Source organism: Candidatus Accumulibacter meliphilus (assembly GCF_036625345.1).
GTDB classification, from domain to species: domain Bacteria; phylum Pseudomonadota; class Gammaproteobacteria; order Burkholderiales; family Rhodocyclaceae; genus Accumulibacter; species Accumulibacter meliphilus.
On the sequence record NZ_JAZKTZ010000004.1, the window covers coordinates 221,412 to 244,610 of the forward strand.

Below are 23,199 nucleotides of genomic sequence, written 5' to 3' on the forward strand. Positions count from 1 at the left end.
CTTGTTGTTGGACGATGGCGGCGCTGTGAGTCATAATGCTGGAATGAACGAATCACCTCCCCAGGATCCGCGTCGTCGGCTCCGTGAACTTCTCTCCATCCCCGAGCGCGATCGCAGCGATCCGCAATGGGATGAAATTATCGAGCTCGAAATTACCCTGGCTCCGGGAAACCGTGAGTCCGATCGAAATTCCGACCGCCTGCCAGGGCAACCGGAGAAGCGCCAGAATGCCTCCGGGCCAGGTCGTCGACCAGAGCAACGCAAGAACGGCCCGACCGGCCCGCGCCCGGCTGGGCCTCCGCGCCAGCAGGAGCAGCGGCAGCCGGCCGCGCGGGCAGAAAGCGCCACGGATGGGGCGTCGTCGCCTGAAGGGCGTTCGCCCGATTCCAGGGCGACCCCCAAGCGGCATGGCCGGCGGCCCAGACGTCCACCCGAGACGCCCAGCGACAGCTGATACCTTCGATACCCGTTGCGGTCGCTTGCGCGGTCGATGCTTGCGTCTGCAGCGCGTTTGTCGCCAGATTTCCCTGCCGCAGCTATTGCTGCCGGTGAGCTTGCGGTTGCGGATCGCGCAGGACCAGCTTCGGCGAAGAAAACGGTGCCAGGCGCTCGAGGAAATCGAGTAGTTCGAGCAGCGGTGAGTTACTAAAGAACTTGGCCATCGGCATTTCGATCCAGAGCTGGTCCGCGTAGGCCCAGATTTCGTGTGCGCTGTCACCGACACCGTCACCGTTCCGGTCGAAGCCCTGGTAGTTGTCCCAGTAGTTTCCCCGCCATTCGTTGTGATCGACTTGGCCACTTTCGCCGACCAGTGCCGGCCAGAGATTGTGTTCGAAGCGGTTGCGCAGGATGAGATGGCCGCCTCTCTCGCCGTAGAAGCTGATTCCCGTGAAGTTGTGGGCGATGCGATTGTCGATCACCGTGATGCGGTTGATCGGATGGGTCGGCGAATCGGACATCAGGCCAACCGCACGGTGAATGATTTCATTGCCTTCAACCAGCGTCGTGCCGCTTTCCTTGAGAGCGATGCCGGCACCGCTGGCGTCCACGGAATGCATGATCGCGCGGCTGATCACGGTCGGGCCAGCATAGGTGCCCGGTGGTGCTCGCAAGCGGCCCCCTGTCGGGGTGAGGTCGATCCAGGTTTGCAGCGGCGGCAGCGCCACGGTCAACGCCGCGTGCGCGGCGCGCAATGCTGAGAAATGCGGGGCGACAAGCGAGGCGAGAAGAGGGGGCAGCAGTGCTGCGAGCAGGAAGCTGCGCACGCGCGCAGAGAGCAAGAGCAGGTGCCGAATGCGGTGAAGGTGGTGAATGGGTTGAATGGGTTGAATCAGCTGCTGCTCTCCAAATGCAGCCACAGGCATTTGCCTTTGCTTGCTTCGTCAAGGTCTGCCAGCGCTTGCTGGTGTTCAGCGATTTCTTCGTCGCTGGCGCGCCTGACCACCTGGGCTTTGCGCCCGCCCGAGGAGGGCAGCGGGCGGGCCGCTGCGATGCGGCTGGCGCTGTCATCGCCGAGATCGATGATCAGACTTTCCTGGCCGCGGGTCATTGCCAGATAGACTTCGGCGAGGATTTCGGCGTCGAGCAGGGCGCCGTGTAGGGTCCGGTGCGAGTTGTCGACCCCGTAGCGGTCGCACAGCGCGTTGAGGTTGTTCTTCTTGCCGGGGTGCAGATCCTTGGCCATGCGCAGAGTGTCGCAGACGGCGTGACAGACGGTATCCAGCGGAGCCATGTCGAGCATGGCCAGTTCAGCGTTCAGAAAGCCAAGGTCGAAAGCGGCGTTGTGGATGACCAGCTCTGCGCCGCGCACGAAATCGAGAAACTCGGCGGCAACGTCGGCAAAATGCGGCTTGTCGAGCAGGAATTCACGGCTGATACCGTGCACCGCCAGGGCGCCGGCGTCAATATCCCGCTCGGGATTCAGGTAGCGGTGGAAATGGTGATTGGTCAGGCGTCGGTTGCACATCTCGACGCCTGCGATTTCGATGATGCGGTGGCCAAGCCTGTGCTCCAGGCCGGTGGTTTCGGTATCGAGAAAGATCTGGCGCATGGGCATTGTCCATTGCTGGTGAAGAGCCCGCGATGTCGCGGATTCTGTGGTCGGCGCGGGCGGGCGGGGGCTGGTGCGGGCACTTGGGCAGGCGGCAGCCGAGCGCAGGTCAGTGCTCAGGAGGTCTTGGTACGCAGTTCGTCCATGCCGCGATTGGCGAGTATGTCGGCACGTTCGTTGCCGGCATGCCCGGCATGTCCCTTGACCCAGAACCACTTGATCTGGTGCCGGCTGGCCACTTCATCGAGACGTTGCCAGAGGTCGGCGTTTTTCACCGGTTTATTGTCCGAGGTGCGCCAGCCATTGCGCTTCCAGTTGTGAATCCAGGCACTGATGCCTTTTTGCACGTACTGTGAGTCGGTGTGCAGGTGCACCGTGGCGGGTCCGTTAAGCGCCTCGAGGGCGCAAATGGCGGCGGTCAGTTCCATGCGGTTGTTGGTCGTGTCTCGCTCCCCGCCCCACAGTTCCTTCGTTTTCTCGCCGGCCTGCAGGAGCGCGCCCCAGCCGCCCGGCCCGGGATTGCCGCGACAGCCGCCGTCGGCGTGGATGATAACCACTTGCTGATCATTCATGTCTTGCTATTTCCTTTTTTCTGAGCACCGAAAGCGCCTTGCGCGGCGCGGCCTTTTGTTTCCAGCTCGGCAGGATCAGGCGCATGCTATGCACGCGCTTGACCGCGCGCAGTACGTAGACGCCGCCGGCAAAATTCCACCAGCGCTGGCCGCTGGCTTCCAGGAAATGCCAACGCTTGAGCCAGCGGTCGTTTCGGAAGGGTGGGGCGTAGCAGCCAAAGCTACAGTGCTCGGCCTCAAAGCCGAGTAATTGCAGCCAGTCCTTGAGGCGCGGCAGCGAGAGGTAGCGACCGTTCCAGGGAAAGTGTTGCGGGCAGTTGGGTAGCCGGCGACGCAGGCCCCAGATCGAGATCGGATTGAAACCGGCAATGATTACTTCACCCTCGGGAATCAGAACACGTTCCACCTCGCGTAGAATCTGGTGCGGGTCGTCGTCGAACTCAAGGCTATGTGCCATGACCACCAGATCGATGCTGTGAGCGGCGAAGGGAAGTTGCCGCAGGTCGCAGAGGACGTCGACCTGGCCCGAGTCGTGCGCCAGTTGGCGGAGGGGGATGCGGTTCTGCGCGAGCAGGTCGAATTGTGGCAGGCCCAACTGAATCGCATTGTAGCCGAACACATCGGCCACCATCTTGTCGACAGTGGTCTGTTCCCAGGACATGACGTACCGTCCCTGCGGCGTTTGAAGCCAGGCGTCGAGGCCAGCAATTGACATTTTCCGCAGTTCTTCCAAAATTGAGCGATGTTCGACGTCATCCGCATTCCAGCCTTCAAGGATAACTACATCTGGTTGTTGCGCAAAGGCGCGTCAGCGGCCGTGGTTGATCCTGGTGATGCACGCCCGGTGCTCGAGGTTCTTGAGCGTGAAGGCCTGTCGCTGCGCACCATTTTCGTCACCCATCACCACGCCGATCATCAGGGTGGGGTGATGAGTCTTCTTGCCCATCACCCGGCCGAGGTGTTTGCACCCGCGGCAGAATCGATTGCTGGCGTGACCAAACCCTTGCACGGTGGAGAAAGGATTCGCGCGGCTTTCTGCGATGTCGAGTTCCAGGTCCTCGCGGTCCCCGGACACACGCTTGGGCACATCGCCTATTATGGCGCAGGCTGTCTGTTCTGTGGCGATACCCTGTTCGCCGGCGGTTGCGGACGTCTGTTCGAGGGCAGCGCAGCGCAACTGTTCGACTCGCTATCGCGGTTGGCCAGCTTGCCCGACCAGACAGCGGTCTATTGCGCGCATGAATATACCGAGGCGAATCTACGCTTTGCACTGGCGGTGGAACCCGCTAACCACTGTCTGCAAAGCCGGGTCAATGAAGTCGCGGTGGCGCGCGCCAAGGGGTGGTCGACGGTGCCATCGACGATCGCGATCGAGAAGGCAAGCAATCCCTTCCTGCGCTGCGCCGAGCCGGAAGTGGTCGCGTCGGCGCGGCGCCGGGCACCCAAGGCGGCCGATGAGGTCGCCGTGTTTGCCGCGCTGCGCGAATGGAAGAACAGCTTCTGAATCGTCCTTCCGCTGGGTTCGGCTGTTGCGGTACTTTCATGGCCGCGGCGAATGCGGGAAGCTCGCCTTCGTGCTAAATTCGCGCCTCTTCCAGCCAGCTTGCGGCCTGCTGCCATGACCGAAACAACAGATACTGCCAAGCCTACGGCTTCCATCGAACTGAAGAAATACGCGCTGCGCCTCGCGCTTGCCATGCTCGTTTTCAGCGTGCTCGGTTTTCTCGCTCTGCCGCTGCTTGCCAAGTGGGTACTAGTCGACCAGCTGAGCAAGGCCTTGCAGCGGCCGGTGGCAGTGGAAAGCGTGCGGATAAACCCCTACACCTTGTCGGTGCAAGTCGCCGGATTTGCGATTCAGGAGAAGGGCGGTGGCGAGGCTGTGGCGGGTTTCGACAGTCTGCAGGTGGACGCCGAGTGGAGTTCGCTATGGCGTGGCGGGCCGGTGATCAGTGAGCTGAGCCTGGTCGCACCGACCTTCCGAGTCGTGCGTCTGGCCGACGGGCGCTTCAACTTCTCCGACTTGATTGACGAGTTCGCTGCCCAGCCGGCGTCGGACGCCCAGACACCCCTGTTTTCGCTCAACAACATCCAGATCTCGGGCGGGAAGATCGATTTCGACGATCAGATGCTTGGTGAAAAGCACCAGCTCAGCGAGCTGAATATCGGCTTGCCGTTTATCTCCAGCTTGCCGCAGGCGACCGCGGTATTCGTCGAGCCGACTTTTTCGGCGTCGATCGATGGCTCGCCGCTGCTTGCGCAGGGCAAGAGCAAGCTTTTTGACGCGTCGATGGAAAGCGAAGTGGCATTCGAGCTGCGCGATGTGCAACTGGGCAAGTATATCGATTACCTGCCGCATGGTTTGCCGATCGAGGTCGTTTCCGGCGCCCTTGACAGCGATCTGAAGCTGGCTTTCCAGCATCGGGAAGAAGGGCGTTCGACACTGGCGATTGCGGGTGGCGTCGCGGTCAAGGATCTGGTCGTGAAGAATGACGCCGGTGCCCCGCTCCTTTCTTTGCGTCGTCTGGATGTGGCGGTTGGCAGCCTGGATCCCCTGAATGGCAAGTTTGCGATCGACCGGCTGTCGCTCGAAGAGCCAGAGATACACGCACGGGTCAGCCCGCAGGGAAGCATCGACTGGGTCGACTTTTTCAGCGCGAAACAGGCCTCCCCGCGGCGGCCGGCATCTGCAGACGAAGTGTCGGCGAAGACGGCGCCGCTCGAGTGGTCGCTGGGCGAAGCGGTGATCACTGGTGGGGCCTTGCGCTGGCGCGACGAGTCGCATGGGGAGCCGTTCGATGCCCGCATTGACGGGCTTGCCGCCAAGCTGAGGAATGTCGATAGCAAGAGCAGCTCAGCGAGCGAGTTCGATCTGGCGTTCAGTCTGGATGCCGAGCCATGGGTCAAGCTCAAGGCTTTCTCGGTGCAGGGCGGCCGTTTCGATCTCGCCAAGCGCGAGGTGCGCATTGCCGAGGTTGCGGTGCGCGACGCGATGCTGCTGATCCGGCGTAGCGCAGACGGCAGCATTCTGTTTGTCGAGCCGCCGTCCTTGCGCGCGGTCGAAGCCTCACAGGAAGATTCGTCGAAGCCGTGGAAGTTGACGCTCGCCAAGTACCGTGGTGAAAACTTCGGCTTGCGCTTTGAAGATGCCGTCATGTCGCCAGTGGTGGTGCACAGCATCGAAGCGATGAAGGTGGATGCCGAGAACCTGTCTACCGAGCCCGGCACGACCGCCAGGATCGCGACGCGTTTCAGAGTCAACACGAAGGGCGAGGTCGAGGTCGGCGGCACCGTCAAGTTTTTTCCACTCCTTACCGAGCTCAAGCTTGCCGTCAAGACGCTGGAACTGATACCGCTGCAACCGTATTTTACGGAGCAGTTGAACGTCGTCCTTTCGGGTGGCCAGGTGAGTTTGAGTGGCGATGTGCGCATGCGGCAGGGGCCCGCGGCAGGTGCTGCCGATGCCGGCAAGCTGGCGGGAAGTTTCACCGGGGAAGTGGCGGTAGCCAACTTCGCGGCGGTCGACAAGCTCGATTCCTCCGATTTCCTGAAGTGGAAATCCTTGTCGTTTGCCAACATTGACGCGCGCCTGAATCCGAACTCGCTGTCGATCGGTGAGGTGGGGCTGGCGCAGTTCTTTGCGCGCGTGGTCATCGACCCGCAGGGCAAGCTCAATCTCTCGCAGATCGTGCGCGAAGCCGGGGCGTCCGATAACGCCAGGCAGGCGACTGCCGTGATCGCTGGCGAAGGTAAGGCAGTTGCACCGGTTGCTAGCGCAGACCAGCCGCAGCTGCCGATAAGGGTCGGCAAGATCAACTTGCGCGGCGGCGACATCAAGTTCAGTGACAATTTCATCAAGCCGAACTACTCGGCCGATCTGAAGAAGATCGGCGGCACGATCAGTGGCCTCTCTTCGGCAAATGGCAGCCTTGCAACCCTGGATTTACGTGGGAGCTACGATAACATTGCACCGCTGACGATCGCCGGTCAGCTCAACCCGCTGATCGCTGATCCCTTTCTTGACCTCAAGGCAGACGTCAAGGGTATCGAATTGACGGCGCTTTCGCCGTACTCCAGCAAGTACGCGGGCTATGCCATCGACAAAGGCAAGTTGTCGCTGTTCGTCAAGTACAAAATCGAGAAGAAGCAACTGACCGCCGAGAATCGGATTTTTCTCGATCAGCTGACTTTTGGAGAAGCGGTCGATAGCCCGGAGGCCACCCGGTTGCCGGTGACCCTCGCCGTTGCCCTGCTCAAGAACAGCAAGGGGGAAATCGACATCAATCTGCCGGTTGCGGGTTCGCTCGATGACCCGGAATTCAGCATTGGCGGGGTGCTTGGCGAGTTGATCGGCAATCTCCTGGTCAAAGTCGTTACCTCACCTTTTGCTTTGCTGGGTTCGGTGTTCGGCGGAGGCGAAGAGCTGTCGAATGTCGAGTTCGACCCCGGTCGAGCGTCGCTTGCCGCGTCGGCGAAGCCGCGCCTTGAAGCACTGGCCAAGGCCTTGCTTGAGCGGCCCGCTCTCAAGCTCGAGATTACCGGACAGGCCGATTCGGAAAGCGACCCCGAGGGCTTGCAGCGCGCTCGACTCGACAGCAAGCTGCGGGCGCTGCAGAGCGAGGGCGCCACGCAAGGCGACGCTGATGCCGCGGTGGAGACGATAGACATGGACAGCGAGGAGTATCGGGAGCTGCTGGAACGTGTCTACCGTGACGAGGACTTCGAGAAGCCGCGCAACGTGCTCGGGATAGCGAAGAATCTGCCGGTGGAGGAAATGGAGGCGCTGATTTTCGCCAACACGGTGCTTGATGAGCAGGATCTGCGCGATCTGGCCGATCGGCGAGCCAAAGCCGTCCGCGACTGGCTGCTCGTCGAGAAAGTTCCGGCAGAGCGCCTGTTCCTGCGCCCGGCCGAGATCGTCAAGGCGGATGACAGCGCGGACGAGAAGGCAGAGTCGTCCGGGCAAGACAAGGGAAACCGGGTTGCATTCTCCCTGCAGTAGAGGCTTTCGCGCTTCATTTCCTGAGCTTGCGGCCGCTCTGTCCGAGGTAAGCCAATGAGCCCGGCCTGGTTGTATGCGGTGAGTGCGCTGGCGCTTGTGCTGATCGTTCTGCAGCTCGCACTGCTGTTGCGCGCTGGGACGACGCGCGAGGTGCTGGCGGTCCGTTTGCGCGATCTGCAAGGGGGCCTGGAGCGGCTGGAGCGTGATTTACGACAGGAGTTGTCGCTGGGCCGGCAGGAGGCGGCAAGTACCGCGCGTGGTGATCGCGAGGAGCAGTCGCAGACGCTGAACCGCGTCTCACAGACGCTTGCCTCGCAGTTGGCCCAGTTGGGGCGCTTGCAGGCGCAGCAGCTCGAATCCTTCGCGCAGCAACTGGCGCGCCTGACGAACAGTAACGAGCAGCGTTTCGAGCAACTCCGCCGGGCAGTGGAGGCCCGCCTTGGCGCGATGCAGGCCGACAACGCCAGCAAGCTCGAAGAGATGCGCCGCACGGTCGATGAAAAACTGCACGCGACCCTGGAGCAACGCCTTGGTGAATCGTTCAAGCTGGTCAGCGATCGCCTCGAGCAGGTCCATAAAGGACTCGGCGAAATGCAGACCCTGGCTGCCGGCGTCGGCGATCTGAAAAAAGTGCTGACCAACGTCAAGACCCGTGGCAGCTGGGGGGAAGTGCAGCTGGCGACCCTCCTCGATCAGTTGCTGACTGGCGAGCAATACGGCAAGAACGTGGCCACGCGGCCGGAGTCCTCGGAGCGCGTCGAGTTCGCCATTCGTTTGCCCGGCCGGGCGATCGGCGACGAGGAGCAACGGCCGGTGTGGCTGCCGATCGATGCGAAATTTCCGCTCGAGGATTATCAGCGCTTGCTCGAGGCGCAGGAACGGGCCGATCCGCTGGCCTCGGCCGCGGCTATCAAGGCGCTGGAAGTTCGCCTGCGTGACGAAGCGCGAAAGATTCACGACAAGTACGTCGAACCGCCATACACGACCGACTTCGCCATCCTTTATCTGCCGACCGAAGGCCTCTATGCCGAAGCCTTGCGGCGACCGGGCCTGGTGGACAGCCTGCAGCGCGATCTGCGCATCTGTATCGCCGGGCCGACGACGCTGGCGGCGCTGCTCAACAGCCTGCAGATGGGTTTTCGAACCCTGGCCATCGAGCGCCGATCATCGGAAGTGTGGGCGGTTCTCGGCGCCATCAAGACCGAGTTCGGCAAGTTCGGCGAGGTGCTCGAGGCAACGCACAGGAAGCTCGAACAGGCCAGCCGCAGTATCGAAGCAGCAGGCGTGCGGACGCGGCAGATCGAGCGCAAGTTGCGTGGCGTGGAAGCTCTGCCGGCGAGCGAGGTGCGTTCGCGGCTGGGTGATCTGGAAGATCTTGGCGCGCCGGGCAATGAGCCATGAGCAGGGCCGTGGCTGCAATGGAGGCTGCATTCCTGGCGACGACCTATCGCGTGGAGACTCCCGAGCGCGTGTTCGACTTGCGTATCGGCCTCTTCAGTACCGAGTTCGATGCATTCCTGCGCCATCAGGAGGCTTTGCTTGCGCCGCTGGCCGCCCCTGCAGCGTCCGCGAGCCAAGCGATCGGCTGGGGAATCGTGACCGCCTACAATCCCGGCGAGCGGCTCGCGGATGACCAGAACGAGTCTCGCCAGCGCCGCTTGCGCGAGCGAATCGCCGCTTCGGCTTGCGCTTTCTTCCCGGCCAGCAACATCGCCGATGGCGGCGAGGATCACCATGCGAGCTGGCCGGTGGAACCGAGCTACCTCGTCTTCCCTGTCGATGAGCAGCAGGTCGCCGCCCTCGGTCGTGCATTCGGCCAGCTCGCGGTCGTCTATGGAGAAAGGGGTTTGGCGCCGCGCTTGCTGTGGCTGTGAGGGGACGTTGCGTGGCGGCTGTGAGGTTTCGAGCTGATTCGTGAGCTGGGTCGAGGCACCTGGAGCGTCGTCGATCCGACGCCAGAAACGCCAGTGCCGGTGGCGGCAGCATCAGCACCGTGTCGCGGGCTCACTACCAGAGCTTCCACCAGGGTTCCTGACGATCGAGGCCGCGCAGATAGTATTCGCTGTTGGGGTAGTTCTTGCGCATGACGCGTTCGGCGTCGTCGCGCAGATCGTGCAGGCCGATGGAATCGTACGCCTTGACCATGATGAACAGCGCTTCTTCGCTGGACGGCGTGTCGGGATAGTTGATCATCGCGTACTGGGCGCGATTGGCGGCGGCCAGATAGGCGCCGCGCTTCATGTAGTAGCGCGCCACGTGCAGTTCGAGGCGCGCCAAGGCGTCGACCAGGTACTTCATGCGCAGTAGCGCGTCGGGGGTGTACTTGCTGTTCGGAAAGCGGGTGACCAGTTCCTTGAAGGAATCGAAGGATTCACGGGCCCCCTTGGGGTCGCGTTCAGTCATGTCCTGATTGCTGATCGAACCGAGAAGACCGAGATCTTCGTTGAAGTTGATCAGACCGCGCAGGTAATACACGTAGTCGACATTCGGATGGTTCGGATGCAGCTTGATGAAGCGGTCACAGGCGGCGATCGCCGAGGCCGGCTCCTGATCCTTCCAATAGGCGTAGGCAATCTCGATCTGCGCTTGTTGGGCATAGCGACCGTAGGGGTAGCGCGACTCGAGCTTCTCGAAGTAGCCGATGGCCTTGGTGTAGGAGCCGTCGTTGAGCGCATCCTTCGCTTCGGCATAGAGTTTGTTGGCCGACCAGCCGACGGTCTCATCCTTGGTGTCGGGAAGAAGCCCACAGCCAGTGATCAGCAAGGCGAGGAAAAGGGCTGCGATAACCGCTAAACTACGCATGATGAAAAACCCACAGAAGAAAGAAGCACTGGCGGAGGAGGCAACGCGGAACAGCGAGCTTGCGGATTATAGCGCAAACCCCCGAATTGCCCTGAGCGTACCTGGCGATTGCAGCGGTCAACGGCTCGACCAGGTTCTTGCGCGCTTGCTCTCGCAGCACTCGCGCAGCCGTCTGCAGAACTGGATACGCGAGGGCCGCGTGACGGTAAGCGGTGAGTGCGTCGTCGAGCCGCGGCAGAAACTATGGGCTGGCGAAAGCATCGAAGTGGCCGAAGCGCCGGATGAGCGAGCCGAATCCTCGGCGCCCGAAGATATCCCCCTGCAGGTGGTGTATGAGGACGACTGCCTGATCGTCCTCAACAAGCCAGTCGGTTTGGTGGTTCATCCGGGTAACGGCAACTGGAGCGGGACTTTGCTTAACGCTCTGTTGCACTACGCGCCGCAACTCGACAAAGTGCCGCGGGCGGGTATCGTGCATCGGCTGGACAAGGATACCAGTGGGCTGATGGTGGTTGCCAAAACGCTCGAGGCGCAGACCGATTTGGTCAGACAGTTGCAGGCACGCTCCGTGAAGCGCTGCTATCAGGCCTTGGTGCGAGGCATCGTCGAGCGTGCGGGCAGCGTTGACGCTCCCATCGGCCGGCATCCGACTTTGCGCACCAGCATGGCCGTGGTGCGCACCGGCAAACCGGCACGTACGCACTACCGTGTTCTGGAGCCGTTTCTCGCCTGCACGCTGATTGAATGCGCGCTTGAAACCGGACGGACACACCAGATTCGCGTGCACATGACTTCGATCGGGCATCCGCTGGTCGGCGACCCGACCTACGGCAGCGGTGCCAGCCGTGTGCCCCGCCTGGTAGAATTTCCGCGCCAGGCACTGCATGCCTGTCGTTTGTCGTTGCTGCATCCGGGGACTGGCAAGGCCATGCTCTGGCGCTCGGGCTTGCCAGACGATATGGCGGCCCTGATCGACAGCGTGCGATTGGAGGCGGTCACTGCGCGCGCTGGCGAGTGCGTCAGCGACGAAGAACTGGCAGATGATTGGGACAATGACGATTGGGGCGATGACGATGACGATGACGATGATGGCCCGGAATTAATGATCGTCAACGGCGACGATGGCGATGGTGACTCCGAAGACGACGATGAGGACCTGGGTGAACAGTAAGGGCTGCTTGCTTCCCGACTGGCCGGTGCCGACGCGGGTGCGCAGCCTGATCACCAGCCGCGACGGTGGCGTGAGCCTTGCGCCGTACGCCAGCCTCAACCTTGGCGCCCACGTCGGTGATGATCCGCTCGCCGTTGCCGAGAATCGTCGCCGTCTTGTCGATCATCTGCCGGCATCGCCCTGCTGGTTGGAGCAGGTGCACGGCACGACCCTGGTGGACGCTGCCGGGCTTGGCGTGGCCGAGGTGCCGGTGGCCGATGGCGCATTTGCGCGTGCTCCCGGGGTCGTCTGTGCCGTGATGACGGCCGACTGTCTGCCGGTCTTGCTCTGCGACCAAGCGGGCAGCGTGGTTGCTGCGGTGCATGCGGGTTGGCGCGGTTTGCAGGCCGGCATCCTGGAACGGGCGGTGGAAGCGCTGGCTGTGCCCGCTGTGCGGTTGCTGGCCTACCTGGGTCCAGCCATCGGCCCGCAGGCCTTCGAGGTTGGTGACGAGGTGCGTAACGCATTCCTCGCTGCACATCAGGAGGCCGTAGCGGCGTTCCTGCCGGCGCCGCAGCGGCCTGCACACAAATGGCTGGCCGACATCTATCTGTTGGCTCGGCAAAGTTTGCGCCGCGCGGGGGTCGACGCCATCTACGGTGGTGGCAGCTGTACGCTGCGGGAAGCACAGCGCTTCTTTTCCTATCGGCGAGACGGTGTCACCGGGCGGATGGCAGCACTGATCTGGTTGGCGGACGTTTAGTCAGCGATCGTCAGCGATCGTGTGGCTGCTTGGTTTCGCCGAAGCCATTGGCTTCATTGGCCGCATTGGTTTCATTGGCCTGGCGCGCCATTCTTGCCGCGCGACGACGCGTCGGGCCGCCGAAAAGCCAGACCAACAGCGCCGTCGGGAGCAAGCCGTAGAAGGTCAGGCTAAGTATCCCGGCGATGACGCTGCTTTCGGTCAGCGCCATCAGCACGGTGACGTACAGCCAGCCGATCACGATGATATACATGCCGGCATTATAGAGCGGCAGGGCGCCTTGAGGGCCATGCCCGGTGGTCGGCGGGGGCGCTTGCTCGGCAGGATCGCGTCGCCGTGGGAGCGAGGATGGCCAATTGTCGAGCATTGACAGCCTGGATGCTGCGATGCAGAATCGGCAACGCTTGGGGCCTTGTCGTTTGCCTCGCAGCTGTCAGTTCGATACCTGTGTGGAGCAGCCGCTGTCGTCAGAGAACCAGGTGTTCGGCGTCAGTCGCTGTGCGCTTCCTGAGCCTTACCTCGACGTTCCCGTTCTGTGTTGAGCGCGGATTGGCCAACTTCGACGCTCAGGGCCTCGTCAACAGCCGATCGTCGTGGGAGAATGCCGGTTGGCCTTTTTCGCAGGCGGTTCGCGAGAACCCGGGGAAATCGTCGGGGCTTGTCTGCTAGCCGTGCAGGATCGACGAGCTATGCCGAACCGAGGTGAGGTGCCCGCCTGGCTCGGTCAGCAGGTGTTGTAATCGTGGTGGTGGATTGCCGCCAATCGTTTCATTCGTCAACAGGAAAGGAAGAGTTATGACGCAACGTGTTGCTTTGGTTACAGGTGCCATGGGTGGGCTTGGTACTGCTATCTGCCAGGAATTGGCGAAAGCCGGTCACAAGGTGGTTGCTGCCTACCATCCGGAGTTCGACAAGCCGGACGAGTGGAACAAAGCCATGGCCGAGGCCGGCTTCAATGATTTCATCTGTGTTGCCGGCGACGTCGCCAACTTCGAGTCCTGCGTGGCCATGGTCGCCGAGGCTGAAGCCAAGGCAGGTCCGGTCGACATTCTGGTCAACAACGCCGGAATTACGCGCGACAAGATGTTCGGGAGGATGGAGGAGGCGCAGTGGAATGCGGTGATCGCGACGAATCTGTCGAGCCTTTTCAACATGACCAAGCAGGTTTCGGCGAAGATGGCCGAGCGTGGCTGGGGACGGATCATCAACATCTCCTCGGTCAATGGGCTGCGCGGCCAGGCCGGTCAGACCAACTACTCGGCGGCCAAAGCCGGCGTGATTGGCTTCAGCAAGGCGCTCGCCGCCGAACTCGCCGCCAAGAACGTTACGGTCAATGCCATCTGCCCGGGCTACGTGGCGACGCAGATGGTTCTGGCCATCAAACCGGAGATCCTGCAGAGCATCATCGACACCGTGCCGATGAAGCGCCTGGCCAAGCCGGAAGAGATCGGTGGCGCATGTGCCTATCTGGCTTCGGACATTGCCGGCTTCATGACCGGTTCGACGATGAACATTTGCGGTGGTCTCTACTACCAGTAAGTAGTTTTTTGTTGCCCCTTGCTCAAGACAGGCCCCGCGAGGGGCCTGTTTTTTTTTTTGCTAGGGTTTTTTGCTAAGGTATAATTGTGCTGCACCGCACCATGAAGCGCGAGGCCGCGCTCGTCGAATTACCTGCAGATGGAGGAAGTGTCGTCATGCCCGAGCAGCTGCGACTGATCAAGAAGTACCCGAATCGTCGCCTTTACGATACCAAGACCAGCGCCTACATCACGCTGACCGATGTAAAGGACCTTGTCCTCTCCCGTGAGGCTTTCAGTGTTCTGGATGCCAAGACCAGCGAAGACATTACGCGCTCGATTCTGCTGCAGATCATTCTTGAGGAGGAAGCGTCGGGCGCGCCGCTGTTTACGGCCGACCTTCTGGCGCAAATGATCCGCTTCTACGGTCATGCGATGCAGGGGATGCTCGGCAAGTACCTGGAGACGAGCGTCAAGTCCTTTGTCGATTTCCAGAAGAAGTTGCAGGAGCAGTCGCAGTCCCTCTACGGGGAAAGCAACAGCCAGATGCAGAACGACATGTGGTCGCAGTTCATGAATTTCCAGGGACCGGCGATGCAGACGATGATGACCACCTATATGGAGCAGAGCCGGAAGATGCTTCATCAGATGCAGGACCAGCTCAAAACGCAGACTCGCACGCTCTTCAACGGTATACCGCTGTCCGGGTTTCCCGCCGATTCCACCAAACAGCCGCACGACTCCGAACAAAAATAAGGGCGTCCTTGTGATCGCTGCAGGGCCTTGCTGCAAGGCATTGTCGCTGATTAACGGCAAACAGCGCCTGACCACTTGCGTAGCCAGGCGCTGTTTCGTGGTGCCGCGCTGCTTGCCGCTTAGCGCAAGAGCGAGATGAAGGTCGCGGCGATGATCGCCGAAGTGATCACCCCACTGATGCTGGCTCCCAGTGCATGCGGCATGATGATGGCCCCCGGGTTGGCGGCCGTCGCCACTTTCTGGACGATCTTGGCGGTGGTCGGTACGCAACTCACGCCCGCGATTCCGACGATCGGGTTGAACTTGCCGCCGCTCCAGAAGTACAGAATGTAACCCCCCGCCAGGCCGCCAAGTGCCGAAACTCCCAGAGCCAGCATGCCCAGAAGCAGCAGCTTCAGGACCGTTGGGTCGAGCAGGGTGTTGGCTTCACAGAGAACGCCCAGGGTCAGGCCGAGGAAGAAAGTGGCCCCGTAGAGGAAAGTTTCGCCGAGCAACTTGGCGAAGTTTTCGAGGCCGCTTTCACGTACCGCAACGCCGACGAACAGCGAGAAGAACAAGGGCGCCGCCACCGGAAAGAGCAGACACAGCAGCGTGCAGGCGATGACCGCGAAGATCAGCTTCTGCGAACGGCTGATTCTTGGTCCCTGATCGGCAGCCATACTGATGCCGCGGATGTGCGCCGGCACCAGCCACTTGATCATGTACGGGTAAACGCCGTAGGTCAGGCCGAGGTAAAGGTAGCCAACGACGGTGATCGACACGAACAGATGCTTGGCGAGAACCAGTGAAGTGAACAGCACCATCGGCCCGTCGGCACCGCCGATGGTGGCCACCGACGCGGCTTCGGGTGCCGTGAGGCCGAGGGCAATGGCGAACGGGAAGACCACGAAGGTGCCGAGCTCGGCGAACAGGGCGATGAACATGCTCTGGAACGGGCGTGCCATGACGTAACCGACGTCGAGAAGCACGCCGATACCCATGAACACCAGACAGGCGATCAGGCCGTTGCTGAAGGTGAAGGTATATATCGGTTGCAACCAGTCGATTTGCAGGATGTTGACCAGCTGCACCGGGTCGGTGATCAAGGGATCGACGAAGAGCGTTCCCGGCTTGCCGCCTTCGAGGAACATCACCGCCGCATTGACCGAGGACATGCCCATGCCCATCGGAATCATCAGCAGAGGTTCCAGGACGTTCCGCGAACCCAGATAAATGAGCAGGAAGCCCAGCAACATCAGGAAGATACGACCCATCATGATCTGCGGCTCGGCGGCGACCAGAGTGGCTATACCCTGGAACAGATCGACAAAATTTATGCTTTCCATGCGCTTCAGTCCTCGCGCCTAGCCGCAGCACCCAATGCGCCGCGCATCGGCGTGAAAACCGACTCGCGGACTATCTTGGGTGTCGGGTTTCGGCTGCTATCCGCTCACGCGATTGTCAACAGGGGCTGTCCGCCCTCAATGGGATCTCCGGCGGCGACCAGAACCCGGGTGACCTGGCCGGCACGAGTCGCCATCACCGGGGTCTTCATTTTCATGGCTTCGAGGACCATCAGTCGGTCACCCGCGGCCACCGTCTGACCTACCTTGACGAGGACTTCGACGACGGTACCACCCATGCCGGCGAGGATATCGCCGTCGCCAGCGGGAGCACCAGCTGCGGCGGACGGCGCGGCTGCTGCCGCGGCTGCTGGCGCGCTCCCCCCTGCCTGTGGCGCGGCGGCCACGGCCGCGGGCGCTGCTGATGGCGCCGGTTGACCGGCGGTGAGTTCCAGTACGCTGACGTCGTATTCGCGTCCGTTGACCGTGACCTTGAATTGTCTGGGCATTTTTTGCTCCTGTTAGCGGTGGCTTCGGCCGGGCGAGTGTCCCGGCGTATGAGATGAATGTTGGGCGGCGCGACCGCCGACTGCCCAGCCGTGAGTGGGTTGTGAAATGCGCAAAATGCGGTGCGGGCCGATGGCCGCGAAGATCGCCGCCGACAAGGCGGCGACATCTTCGTCCGGAACGCCGAGGAGCACTGGGCAAACGCTTCCGGTCGGGACTTCGACCTCTGGGCGTTTTTCCATCCGGGCGGTCACTACCACGAGCACCTTGATCAATACCGCGACGATCACCGACACCACAATGGCGATGCCGTAGACCTGTAGCGATGTGATGATGGCTGCTGTCAGCATGGGAGTCTCCTTCCGTCGCCAGTTACATGGGGATGTTGCCGTGTTTCTTGGTCGGCCTGAGTTCATGCTTGTCGAGCACTTTGCGCAGCGCCAGGGCAACCATCCAGCGGGTATCCTGTGGCTCGATCACGTCGGTAATGTAGAAGTTGCTGGCCGACACGTACGGCGAGGCGAACTTTTCGCGGTATTCCTGTGCCATTTCCGCGGCTTTAGCCGATTGATCGTCTGCCGCCGCGATTTCCTTGCGATAGAGAATTTTGACCGCCGCTTCGGCCCCCATGACGGCAATCTCGGCCGTTGGCCAGGCGAAGACCATGTCCGCGCCCATTTCCTGACTGCACATGGCGAGATACGAGCCCCCGTAAGCCTTGCGCAGGATGATCGTGATTTTCGGGGTGGTGCAGGAGCCGTAAGCAAACAGCATTTTCGCGCCATGGCGAATGATGCCGCCACGCTCCTGTTCGACGCCGGGCAGGAAACCGGGAACATCGACCAGGGTCACGACCGGCACGTTGAAAACGTTGCAGGTGCGAACGAAGCGCGCCACCTTGTCGGCGGCATTGAGGTCGAGGGCCCCGGCCATGACCATTGGCTGGTTGGCGACCAGGCCGACGACGACGCCGCTGATGCGCGCGAAGCCGACAATGATGTTGCGGGCAAAGCCCGCATGGACTTCGAGCAGCTCGCCACTGTCCACCAGACGGCGAATGACGGCGTACATGTCGAGCGGTTCCGACGGGCTATCCGGGATGCAGTCGTTGATACCCGGGTCTTCCATCTCCTCGATCGGCACCGACAGGTCGTGCGGCGGGTCCTCGGTATTGTTGGACGGCAGGTAGGAGAGCAGTTGCTTGACCACGCCGATGGCGTGCTGGTCATCGTCGGCAATGAAGTGGGCATTGCCACTGATCGTGGCGTGCATCTCGGCACCGCCGACTTCGGCCATCGTCGTCGCGCGTCCGGTCACTGCTTTGATGACCTGCGGACCGGTCAGGAACATGTGCGCGTTTTCGCGAGTCATGATCACGAAATCCATCAGCGCCGGCGAGTACGCCGCGCCACCCGCACAGGGACCACAGATCACCGCGATCTGCGGCACGACGCCGGAGAGCAGGACGTTCGAGTAGAAGACGTCGCCGTAGCCGGAAAGTGCATCGACACCTTCCTGAATACGCGCGCCGCCTGAATCCTTGAAGGCCACCACCGGTACGCCGTTTTTGAGGGCGTGGCGCATGGTACGGTTGATTTTTCTGGCCTGCATCTTGCCAAGCGTTCCAGCGACGACACTGAAATCCTGGCTGAAAGCGGCGACCTGCATGTCACCAACGTAGCCGGTTCCGCAGACTACGCCGTCGGCGGGTAGCGTTTTCTCCGCCATGCCGAAGTTGGTGGCACTGTGCGAGGCATGCAGGCCGAGTTCCTGAAAGGTTCCCTCGACAAAGAGGGTTCCAAGGCGTTCGCGAGCCGACAGCAAACCCTTGGCGTGCAGCGCTTCCAACTTCTCTGGGCTGACGTTTTCCGCCAGCTGTGTGCGCTTGCTGCGCAGCTTGTCTATTAATTCCGGTCTTATCGTCATCTGGAATCCTAACGGGTGGCAAAGTTTGAACTAACTCGCAGCAGCGGGGCTGGCGACTTTCCGGCAGCGTAGTATCCACACTTTTGTAGGTGCTGGCTAGTGGTTGTGAAAATCATTCGCACAGAGCCCTCACCGGAAAGATTGCCTCCCGGGAGCCGCTCGCGCTGACTGCAGCAGGCCGTCGCTGGCCCGGCCGAAAGTGCCGATCGGCGAGGTCGTGCCTGTGCTGACAGGACAAAAACCGAGAACTGGAGGTTGGCGCGTCGCGCGGGGGAAGCGGGGGCATCGTAAGCGTAGTCGGCGTACAATTCGCCGTGGCCGGCTCTGGCCTTGCCGGGCGGGGTTGGACGGGCAAACGTATTGCGCTGCTAAGACGCAAAAAAAGCCCTGAATGATCAGAGCTTCTGCTGTTTAAGACTGGTGCCCAAGAGAGGAATCGAACCTCCACGGTGTTGCCACCACTAGGACCTGAACCTAGCGCGTCTACCAATTTCGCCACCTGGGCATTTCCAGAGAGGCCGAATTCTATAGGAACAAAAGAAAATGTCAATAAGCAAACTGTCGACGGTACGCCGTGCAGACCCCTTTCTTGAGCGTGAGTTGAAGACCTATGAACAGCCCTTGCCGTCGCGCGAGTACATCCTGCAGATCCTTGAGGAGCAGGGCAAGCCGGTGAGCTTCGACGCGCTGTGCGTTTTGCTCGACATCCGCAAGCACGAACTGGAACTTCTGCAGCGCCGCTTGCGGGCAATGGAGCGTGAAGCGCAACTGCTGCGTAACCGCAAAGGCTCGTTCATTCTCCCCGAGCGCGCCAGTCTGATTGCCGGGCGAATCGAGGGGCACCCGGATGGCTACGGCTTTCTGGTTCCCGACGATGCCGGCGAGGACCTGTTTCTCGAAGCCAGGCAGATGTCCAAGGCATTGCACGGTGACCGTGCCCTGGTGCGTGTCGTCGGCGTCGATCGCCGAGGGCGCCGCGAAGGCGTCATCGTCGAAGTCATCGAGCGGGCGAACAGCCGCGTCGTCGGCCGGGTGCTGGTCGAACACGGCATCACGCTGGTTGTTCCCGAGAATCGGCGCATCAACCAGGACATTCTGGTGACGCCGGACAGCCGGAGCAGCGTGCGCTCGGGTGAGGTGGTCACCGTCGAAATCATCGAACAACCCGGTCGTCATTCGAAGCCGATCGGACGCATCGTCGAAGTGCTCGGCAACTACGCCGATCCGGGCATGGAGATAGAAATCGCCTTGCGCAAGCACGAGCTGCCCTTCGAGTTCTCGAATGGAGCTCTCGCAGAGGCGGCGCAGCTTCCGGAGCGGCTCAGGCCTTCAGACAGCGAAGGAAGAAAAGATCTGCGCGCGCTGCCTCTGGTAACCATTGATGGCGAGACGGCAAGAGACTTCGACGACGCGGTTTTTGCCGAGCGCCAGGGCGCTGGCTGGCGCCTGGTGGTGGCGATCGCCGACGTCAGCCACTATGTGCGGCCGGGGACGGCGCTTGATCGTGAGGCGAGCGAGCGCGGCAATTCGGTCTATTTTCCGCGCCGGGTGATTCCGATGCTGCCGGAAAAACTTTCGAATGGCCTGTGTTCGCTGAACCCCGACGTCGATCGCCTGGCGATGGTCTGCGACATGTCCATCGACGCCAGCGGCGTGATCACCGATTACGAATTCTATGCAGCCATTTTTCGCTCGCAGGCACGTTTGACCTATGACCAGGTCTGGAACTGGCTGGCCGGCACGGCGCAGCCTGAGAGCGACGTTCATCGCCGTCTGCAGCCACAGCTGCAGGCGCTCTACGCCTTGTTCAAAGTGTTGAGCGAAGCGCGTGGCAAACGCGGCGCCATCGATTTCGAAACCATCGAGACGATGATGCTGTTCAATGAGCAGGGCAAGATCGACAACATCGTTCCGGTGCACCGCAATGACGCGCACCGCGTGATCGAGGAGTGCATGCTGGCAGCGAATGTCTGCGCTTCGGGATTTCTGCAGGCCAACCGGCATCCTTGCCTGTACCGCATTCACGAAGGGCCGACCCCGGAGAAACTCACCGCCTTGCGCAATTTCCTCAAGGAATTTGCCCTTGGCCTCGGTGGTGGCGACGATCCGACCGCCAGCGATTATGCTGACTTGCTGGCCAGCATCCAGGAGCGTCCGGACGCGCAGTTGCTGCAGACGGTGATGCTCCGTTCTCTGCGTCAAGCTCAGTACAACCCCGACAATGTCGGCCATTTCGGCCTTTCCTACGAGCATTACACGCACTTTACTTCACCCATCCGGCGCTATCCGGACCTCCTGGTACATCGCTCGATCAAGGCGGCACTCGCCGGCACGAGCTACCTGCCGGGCAAATGGGCCGAGATCGGCATGCACTGCTCGCAGACCGAGCGCCGTGCCGACGAGGCGACGCGCGACGTCAGCAACTGGCTGAAGTGTTACTACATGCGTGACCGAATCGGCGAAACTTTTGCCGGAACGATTGCGGCGGTGGTACCTTTCGGCGTCTTTGTTGCCCTCGATGAGGTCTATGTCGAGGGGCTGGTGCATGTTTCGGAGCTCGGCGAGGATTACTTTCAGTACGACAGCACCCGGCATCAGATGCTTGGCGAGCGCACTGCAAAACGCTATCGCCTCGGTGACCGCTTGCAGGTAAAACTGGTCAAGGCCGATCTCGAAACCGGGCGCATCGACTTCGTGCTGGCCGACGGCTAGGTGTTTGGCGTTTTTGCAGGCTTGCCGCTGCAAAAACGTCGTCGCTGCGGTGACCGTCGATCGGCGGCTACGCACTGCTTTGCTGCATCACACTCTTCGAGACGCGCGCCTTCTTTGAAAGGAAGATTGCATGAGTTCCCAGTTTGGTCTGCTCAAGGCCCGTCGCTTCGCGCCTTTCTTCGGTACGCAGTTTCTCGGCGCCTTCAACGACAACCTGTACAAGAATGCGCTGGTCGTATTGCTCACTTTTCAGGCCGCGAGCTGGACGACGCTGACTCCCGAGGTTCTCACCAACCTCGCCGCAGGTCTCTTCATCCTGCCCTTCTTCCTCTTCTCGGCAACTGCCGGGCAGTTGGCCGACAAGTACGACAAGGCTCGCCTGGCGCGGCTGACCAAGCTGCTCGAAATCGTCATCATGGGTGTCGCCCTGTCAGGCTTCATGATGCACAGTCTCGAAGTGCTGCTCCTGGCCCTGTTCCTGCTCGGTTTGCAGTCAACGCTGTTCGGGCCGGTCAAGTACGCCATCCTGCCGCAGCACCTGCACGAGAACGAACTGGTCGGCGGCAATGCGCTGGTCGAGTCAGGGACTTTCGTCGCCATCCTGATGGGCACCCTGGCCGGCGGCGTTCTCGCCGGTGCGGCTGGCCATCCGACCTGGGTCGCTTTCGCCGGCTTGCTGGTCGCGGTTGCCGGCTATCTGTGCAGCCGCGGCATCCCGCCGGCTGCGGCGCCAGTTCCGGATCTGGTCGTCGGCCTCAATCTGTTTGTCGAGACCTGGCGCAGCATCGGCTTCGCGCGCGAAAACCGCACGGTCTTTCTGTCGATTCTCGGCATCTCCTGGTTCTGGCTATATGGTGCGCTGTTCCTGGCGCAGTTCCCGGTGTATTCGAAAAGCGTTCTCGGCGGTGACGAGACGACCGTGACCCTGTTGTTGTCAGTGTTCACCGTCGGTATCGGCCTGGGCTCGCTGCTCTGCGATCGGCTCTCGGCGGGGCACGTCGAGATCGGCCTGGTGCCTTTCGGTTCCATCGGCCTGACCATTTTCGGTCTCGACCTGGCTTTTGCGTCGCCCGCTGTGCTGCCCACGGGCGCGCCACTGGCGCTCGCCGGAGTGCTCGCCATGCACGAGACCTGGCGCGTGCTTTTCGACCTTTTCGCGCTCGGCGTCTTCGGTGGCTTTTTCATCGTGCCGCTGTATGCGCTGATCCAGTTGCGCAGCGCCCCGGAACAGCGGGCGCGAATCATCGCCGCCAACAATATCCTCAACGCGCTGTTCATGGTCTGCGGCGCGCTGGCTGCTGCCGGACTGCTTGGCAACGGTATCTCGATTCCGACGTTGTTCGCTATCGCCGCGCTGTGCAATGCGGCGGTGGCGGTCTACATCTATAGTCTGGTGCCCGAGTTCATGCTGCGTTTCATCGCCTGGCTGTTGATCCACTCGGTGTACCGCATGCAGCAGAAAGGGCTGGAAAACATTCCGCAAGAAGGGCCGGCGGTGCTGGTCTGCAACCACGTCAGCTTCGTCGATCCGATCGTCATTGCCGCTGCCAGCCGGCGGCCGATCCGCTTCGTGATGGATTATCGTATCTACCGCCTGCCCGTGATCAACTTCATCTTTCGCCACATGAACACCATCCCGATTGCTCCCGCGCGCGAAGATCGAGTGATGATGGAGGCCGCTTTCGAGGAAGTCGCGCGGGCCCTCGAAGAGGGTGAGCTGGTGGCCATCTTCCCGGAAGGGCGGATTACCGACAGCGGCGACCTCAACCCCTTCCGACCGGGCGTGCTGCGGATCGTCGGACGCACACCGGTGAGCGTGATTCCGATGGCCTTGCAAGGCTTGTGGGGCAGTTTCTTCAGTCGCAAGGGGGGGCCGGCAATGAGCAAGCCGCGGCGTCTGCTGGGGCTATTTTCCAGGATAACGCTGAACGTTGGCGGGGCGGTCGAGCCCGCGGCAGCGACGCCCGAGTATTTGCACGAGATTGTCGCCGGCCTGCGCGGTGACTGGCAGTAAGCACCGGCACGCTGCCGGCACCGGCGGCCGGCTATTTCGCGTCGCGGCCAAACCGCGAGGGGGATCAGTAGTCTGCCTGCAGGTGGAGGAGGGCGGTCGCGACTCTGAT

Annotated in this window: 20 protein-coding genes and 1 tRNA gene; 10 read left to right on the plus strand and 11 right to left on the minus strand. The window is 61.6% G+C overall.

Features of this window, described 5'->3' with window-relative positions:
• Positions 1 to 536: 536 nt before the first annotated feature.
• The 4 genes from V5B40_RS09950 to V5B40_RS09965 all read right to left on the minus strand — a co-directional run bounded on the left by V5B40_RS09950 (position 537) and on the right by V5B40_RS09965 (position 3,337).
• Positions 537 to 1,358 (minus strand): NosD domain-containing protein, encoded by an 822-nt coding sequence (locus tag V5B40_RS09950; protein WP_332354353.1) that lies wholly within the window; start codon positions 1,356 to 1,358, stop codon positions 537 to 539.
• Positions 1,331 to 2,050 (minus strand): DNA polymerase III subunit epsilon, encoded by a 720-nt coding sequence (gene dnaQ / locus V5B40_RS09955; protein WP_332354354.1) that lies wholly within the window; start codon positions 2,048 to 2,050, stop codon positions 1,331 to 1,333. The genes V5B40_RS09950 and dnaQ overlap by 28 nt, the downstream gene beginning before the upstream one ends.
• Before the next feature lie 116 nt (positions 2,051 to 2,166).
• The gene (gene rnhA / locus V5B40_RS09960) at positions 2,167 to 2,622 is read right to left on the minus strand and encodes a ribonuclease HI (RefSeq protein ID WP_332354355.1); all 456 of its coding nucleotides are present in this window, start codon (positions 2,620 to 2,622) and stop codon (positions 2,167 to 2,169) included.
• On the minus strand, positions 2,615 to 3,337 hold the full coding sequence (locus V5B40_RS09965) for a class I SAM-dependent methyltransferase (RefSeq protein WP_332354356.1): 723 nt from the start codon (positions 3,335 to 3,337) through the stop codon (positions 2,615 to 2,617). The genes rnhA and V5B40_RS09965 overlap by 8 nt, the downstream gene beginning before the upstream one ends.
• 27 nt (positions 3,338 to 3,364) lie before the next feature.
• Here V5B40_RS09965 and gloB point away from each other — a divergent pair, with 27 nt between their 5' ends.
• The 4 genes from gloB to V5B40_RS09985 all read left to right on the plus strand — a co-directional run bounded on the left by gloB (position 3,365) and on the right by V5B40_RS09985 (position 9,495).
• Complete coding sequence (gloB, locus tag V5B40_RS09970; RefSeq protein ID WP_332354357.1) at positions 3,365 to 4,126, plus strand: hydroxyacylglutathione hydrolase; 762 nt, start codon at positions 3,365 to 3,367, stop codon at positions 4,124 to 4,126.
• Between the two features lie 114 nt (positions 4,127 to 4,240).
• Positions 4,241 to 7,621, plus strand: a complete 3,381-nt coding sequence (locus V5B40_RS09975) for a DUF748 domain-containing protein (RefSeq protein ID WP_332354358.1) — start codon at positions 4,241 to 4,243, stop codon at positions 7,619 to 7,621.
• Between the two features lie 54 nt (positions 7,622 to 7,675).
• Positions 7,676 to 9,022 carry a DNA recombination protein RmuC gene (rmuC, locus tag V5B40_RS09980; RefSeq protein WP_332354359.1) on the plus strand — a complete coding sequence of 449 codons (1,347 nt, stop codon included), beginning with the start codon at positions 7,676 to 7,678 and terminating at the stop codon, positions 9,020 to 9,022.
• 17 nt (positions 9,023 to 9,039) lie between these two features.
• A complete protein-coding gene (locus tag V5B40_RS09985; RefSeq protein WP_332354549.1) occupies positions 9,040 to 9,495 on the plus strand; it encodes a DUF3293 domain-containing protein in 456 nt (151 codons plus the stop codon).
• Between the two features lie 133 nt (positions 9,496 to 9,628).
• Here V5B40_RS09985 and V5B40_RS09990 read toward each other — a convergent pair whose 3' ends face one another.
• A complete protein-coding gene (locus V5B40_RS09990) occupies positions 9,629 to 10,423 on the minus strand; it encodes an outer membrane protein assembly factor BamD (protein ID WP_332354360.1) in 795 nt (264 codons plus the stop codon).
• Position 10,424: 1 nt separating this feature from the next.
• Between V5B40_RS09990 and rluD the strand changes: the two genes are divergently transcribed.
• Together rluD and pgeF are read left to right on the plus strand one after the other, a co-directional pair.
• The gene (gene rluD, locus V5B40_RS09995; protein ID WP_332354550.1) at positions 10,425 to 11,594 is read left to right on the plus strand and encodes a 23S rRNA pseudouridine(1911/1915/1917) synthase RluD; all 1,170 of its coding nucleotides are present in this window, start codon (positions 10,425 to 10,427) and stop codon (positions 11,592 to 11,594) included.
• The gene (gene pgeF / locus V5B40_RS10000) at positions 11,572 to 12,336 is read left to right on the plus strand and encodes a peptidoglycan editing factor PgeF (protein WP_332354361.1); all 765 of its coding nucleotides are present in this window, start codon (positions 11,572 to 11,574) and stop codon (positions 12,334 to 12,336) included. Before rluD ends, pgeF begins: the two co-directional genes overlap by 23 nt.
• A 10-nt stretch (positions 12,337 to 12,346) precedes the next feature.
• Here pgeF and V5B40_RS10005 read toward each other — a convergent pair whose 3' ends face one another.
• Entirely contained in the window at positions 12,347 to 12,589 is a 243-nt protein-coding gene (locus tag V5B40_RS10005; RefSeq protein WP_332354362.1) for a hypothetical protein, read from the minus strand.
• A gap of 542 nt (positions 12,590 to 13,131) precedes the next feature.
• Here V5B40_RS10005 and phbB point away from each other — a divergent pair.
• Together phbB and phaR are read left to right on the plus strand one after the other, a co-directional pair.
• On the plus strand, positions 13,132 to 13,875 hold the full coding sequence (gene phbB / locus V5B40_RS10010; protein WP_332354363.1) for an acetoacetyl-CoA reductase: 744 nt from the start codon (positions 13,132 to 13,134) through the stop codon (positions 13,873 to 13,875).
• A 155-nt stretch (positions 13,876 to 14,030) separates the two neighbouring features.
• Positions 14,031 to 14,609, plus strand: coding sequence for a polyhydroxyalkanoate synthesis repressor PhaR (gene phaR / locus V5B40_RS10015; protein WP_332354364.1), 579 nt, complete (start codon positions 14,031 to 14,033; stop codon positions 14,607 to 14,609).
• Between the two features lie 119 nt (positions 14,610 to 14,728).
• Here phaR and V5B40_RS10020 read toward each other — a convergent pair whose 3' ends face one another.
• The 5 genes from V5B40_RS10020 to V5B40_RS10040 form a co-directional block, all read right to left on the minus strand.
• A complete protein-coding gene (locus tag V5B40_RS10020; protein WP_332354365.1) occupies positions 14,729 to 15,934 on the minus strand; it encodes a sodium ion-translocating decarboxylase subunit beta in 1,206 nt (401 codons plus the stop codon).
• Between the two features lie 104 nt (positions 15,935 to 16,038).
• Positions 16,039 to 16,440: a biotin/lipoyl-containing protein gene (locus tag V5B40_RS10025; protein WP_332354366.1), complete on the minus strand. Its 402-nt coding sequence runs from the start codon at positions 16,438 to 16,440 to the stop codon at positions 16,039 to 16,041.
• A gap of 12 nt (positions 16,441 to 16,452) precedes the next feature.
• Positions 16,453 to 16,788, minus strand: a complete 336-nt coding sequence (locus V5B40_RS10030; protein WP_332354367.1) for a hypothetical protein — start codon at positions 16,786 to 16,788, stop codon at positions 16,453 to 16,455.
• A gap of 22 nt (positions 16,789 to 16,810) precedes the next feature.
• Positions 16,811 to 18,364, minus strand: coding sequence for an acyl-CoA carboxylase subunit beta (locus V5B40_RS10035; RefSeq protein ID WP_332354368.1), 1,554 nt, complete (start codon positions 18,362 to 18,364; stop codon positions 16,811 to 16,813).
• Between the two features lie 418 nt (positions 18,365 to 18,782).
• Positions 18,783 to 18,869: transfer RNA gene (locus V5B40_RS10040), tRNA-Leu, on the minus strand.
• Between the two features lie 38 nt (positions 18,870 to 18,907).
• On the opposite strand from V5B40_RS10040, the gene rnr reads away from it, so the two are divergent.
• Positions 18,908 to 21,076, plus strand: a complete 2,169-nt coding sequence (gene rnr / locus V5B40_RS10045; protein ID WP_332354369.1) for a ribonuclease R — start codon at positions 18,908 to 18,910, stop codon at positions 21,074 to 21,076.
• A 130-nt stretch (positions 21,077 to 21,206) separates the two neighbouring features.
• Entirely contained in the window at positions 21,207 to 23,090 is a 1,884-nt protein-coding gene (locus V5B40_RS10050) for an MFS transporter (protein ID WP_332354370.1), read from the plus strand.
• Positions 23,091 to 23,199: the final 109 nt, after the last annotated feature.

What these genes read in the sequence shown, in the direction of transcription:
- V5B40_RS10025 (WP_332354366.1), bottom strand. Translation starts at nt 16,440, where the DNA reads ATGCCCAGACAATTCAAGGTCACGGTCAACGGACGCGAATACGACGTC.
- rnr (WP_332354369.1), top strand. Translation starts at nt 18,908, where the DNA reads ATGTCAATAAGCAAACTGTCGACGGTACGCCGTGCAGACCCCTTTCTT.
- V5B40_RS10020 (WP_332354365.1), bottom strand. Translation starts at nt 15,934, where the DNA reads ATGGAAAGCATAAATTTTGTCGATCTGTTCCAGGGTATAGCCACTCTG.
- V5B40_RS10050 (WP_332354370.1), top strand. Translation starts at nt 21,207, where the DNA reads ATGAGTTCCCAGTTTGGTCTGCTCAAGGCCCGTCGCTTCGCGCCTTTC.
- rnhA (WP_332354355.1), bottom strand. Translation starts at nt 2,622, where the DNA reads ATGAATGATCAGCAAGTGGTTATCATCCACGCCGACGGCGGCTGTCGC.
- V5B40_RS10035 (WP_332354368.1), bottom strand. Translation starts at nt 18,364, where the DNA reads ATGACGATAAGACCGGAATTAATAGACAAGCTGCGCAGCAAGCGCACA.
- V5B40_RS09990 (WP_332354360.1), bottom strand. Translation starts at nt 10,423, where the DNA reads ATGCGTAGTTTAGCGGTTATCGCAGCCCTTTTCCTCGCCTTGCTGATC.
- V5B40_RS09975 (WP_332354358.1), top strand. Translation starts at nt 4,241, where the DNA reads ATGACCGAAACAACAGATACTGCCAAGCCTACGGCTTCCATCGAACTG.
- rmuC (WP_332354359.1), top strand. Translation starts at nt 7,676, where the DNA reads ATGAGCCCGGCCTGGTTGTATGCGGTGAGTGCGCTGGCGCTTGTGCTG.
- gloB (WP_332354357.1), top strand. Translation starts at nt 3,365, where the DNA reads ATGTTCGACGTCATCCGCATTCCAGCCTTCAAGGATAACTACATCTGG.
- dnaQ (WP_332354354.1), bottom strand. Translation starts at nt 2,050, where the DNA reads ATGCGCCAGATCTTTCTCGATACCGAAACCACCGGCCTGGAGCACAGG.
- phaR (WP_332354364.1), top strand. Translation starts at nt 14,031, where the DNA reads ATGCCCGAGCAGCTGCGACTGATCAAGAAGTACCCGAATCGTCGCCTT.
- pgeF (WP_332354361.1), top strand. Translation starts at nt 11,572, where the DNA reads ATGAGGACCTGGGTGAACAGTAAGGGCTGCTTGCTTCCCGACTGGCCG.
- V5B40_RS09985 (WP_332354549.1), top strand. Translation starts at nt 9,040, where the DNA reads ATGGAGGCTGCATTCCTGGCGACGACCTATCGCGTGGAGACTCCCGAG.
- V5B40_RS10005 (WP_332354362.1), bottom strand. Translation starts at nt 12,589, where the DNA reads ATGTATATCATCGTGATCGGCTGGCTGTACGTCACCGTGCTGATGGCG.
- V5B40_RS09965 (WP_332354356.1), bottom strand. Translation starts at nt 3,337, where the DNA reads ATGTCAATTGCTGGCCTCGACGCCTGGCTTCAAACGCCGCAGGGACGG.
- phbB (WP_332354363.1), top strand. Translation starts at nt 13,132, where the DNA reads ATGACGCAACGTGTTGCTTTGGTTACAGGTGCCATGGGTGGGCTTGGT.
- V5B40_RS10030 (WP_332354367.1), bottom strand. Translation starts at nt 16,788, where the DNA reads ATGCTGACAGCAGCCATCATCACATCGCTACAGGTCTACGGCATCGCC.
- rluD (WP_332354550.1), top strand. Translation starts at nt 10,425, where the DNA reads ATGAAAAACCCACAGAAGAAAGAAGCACTGGCGGAGGAGGCAACGCGG.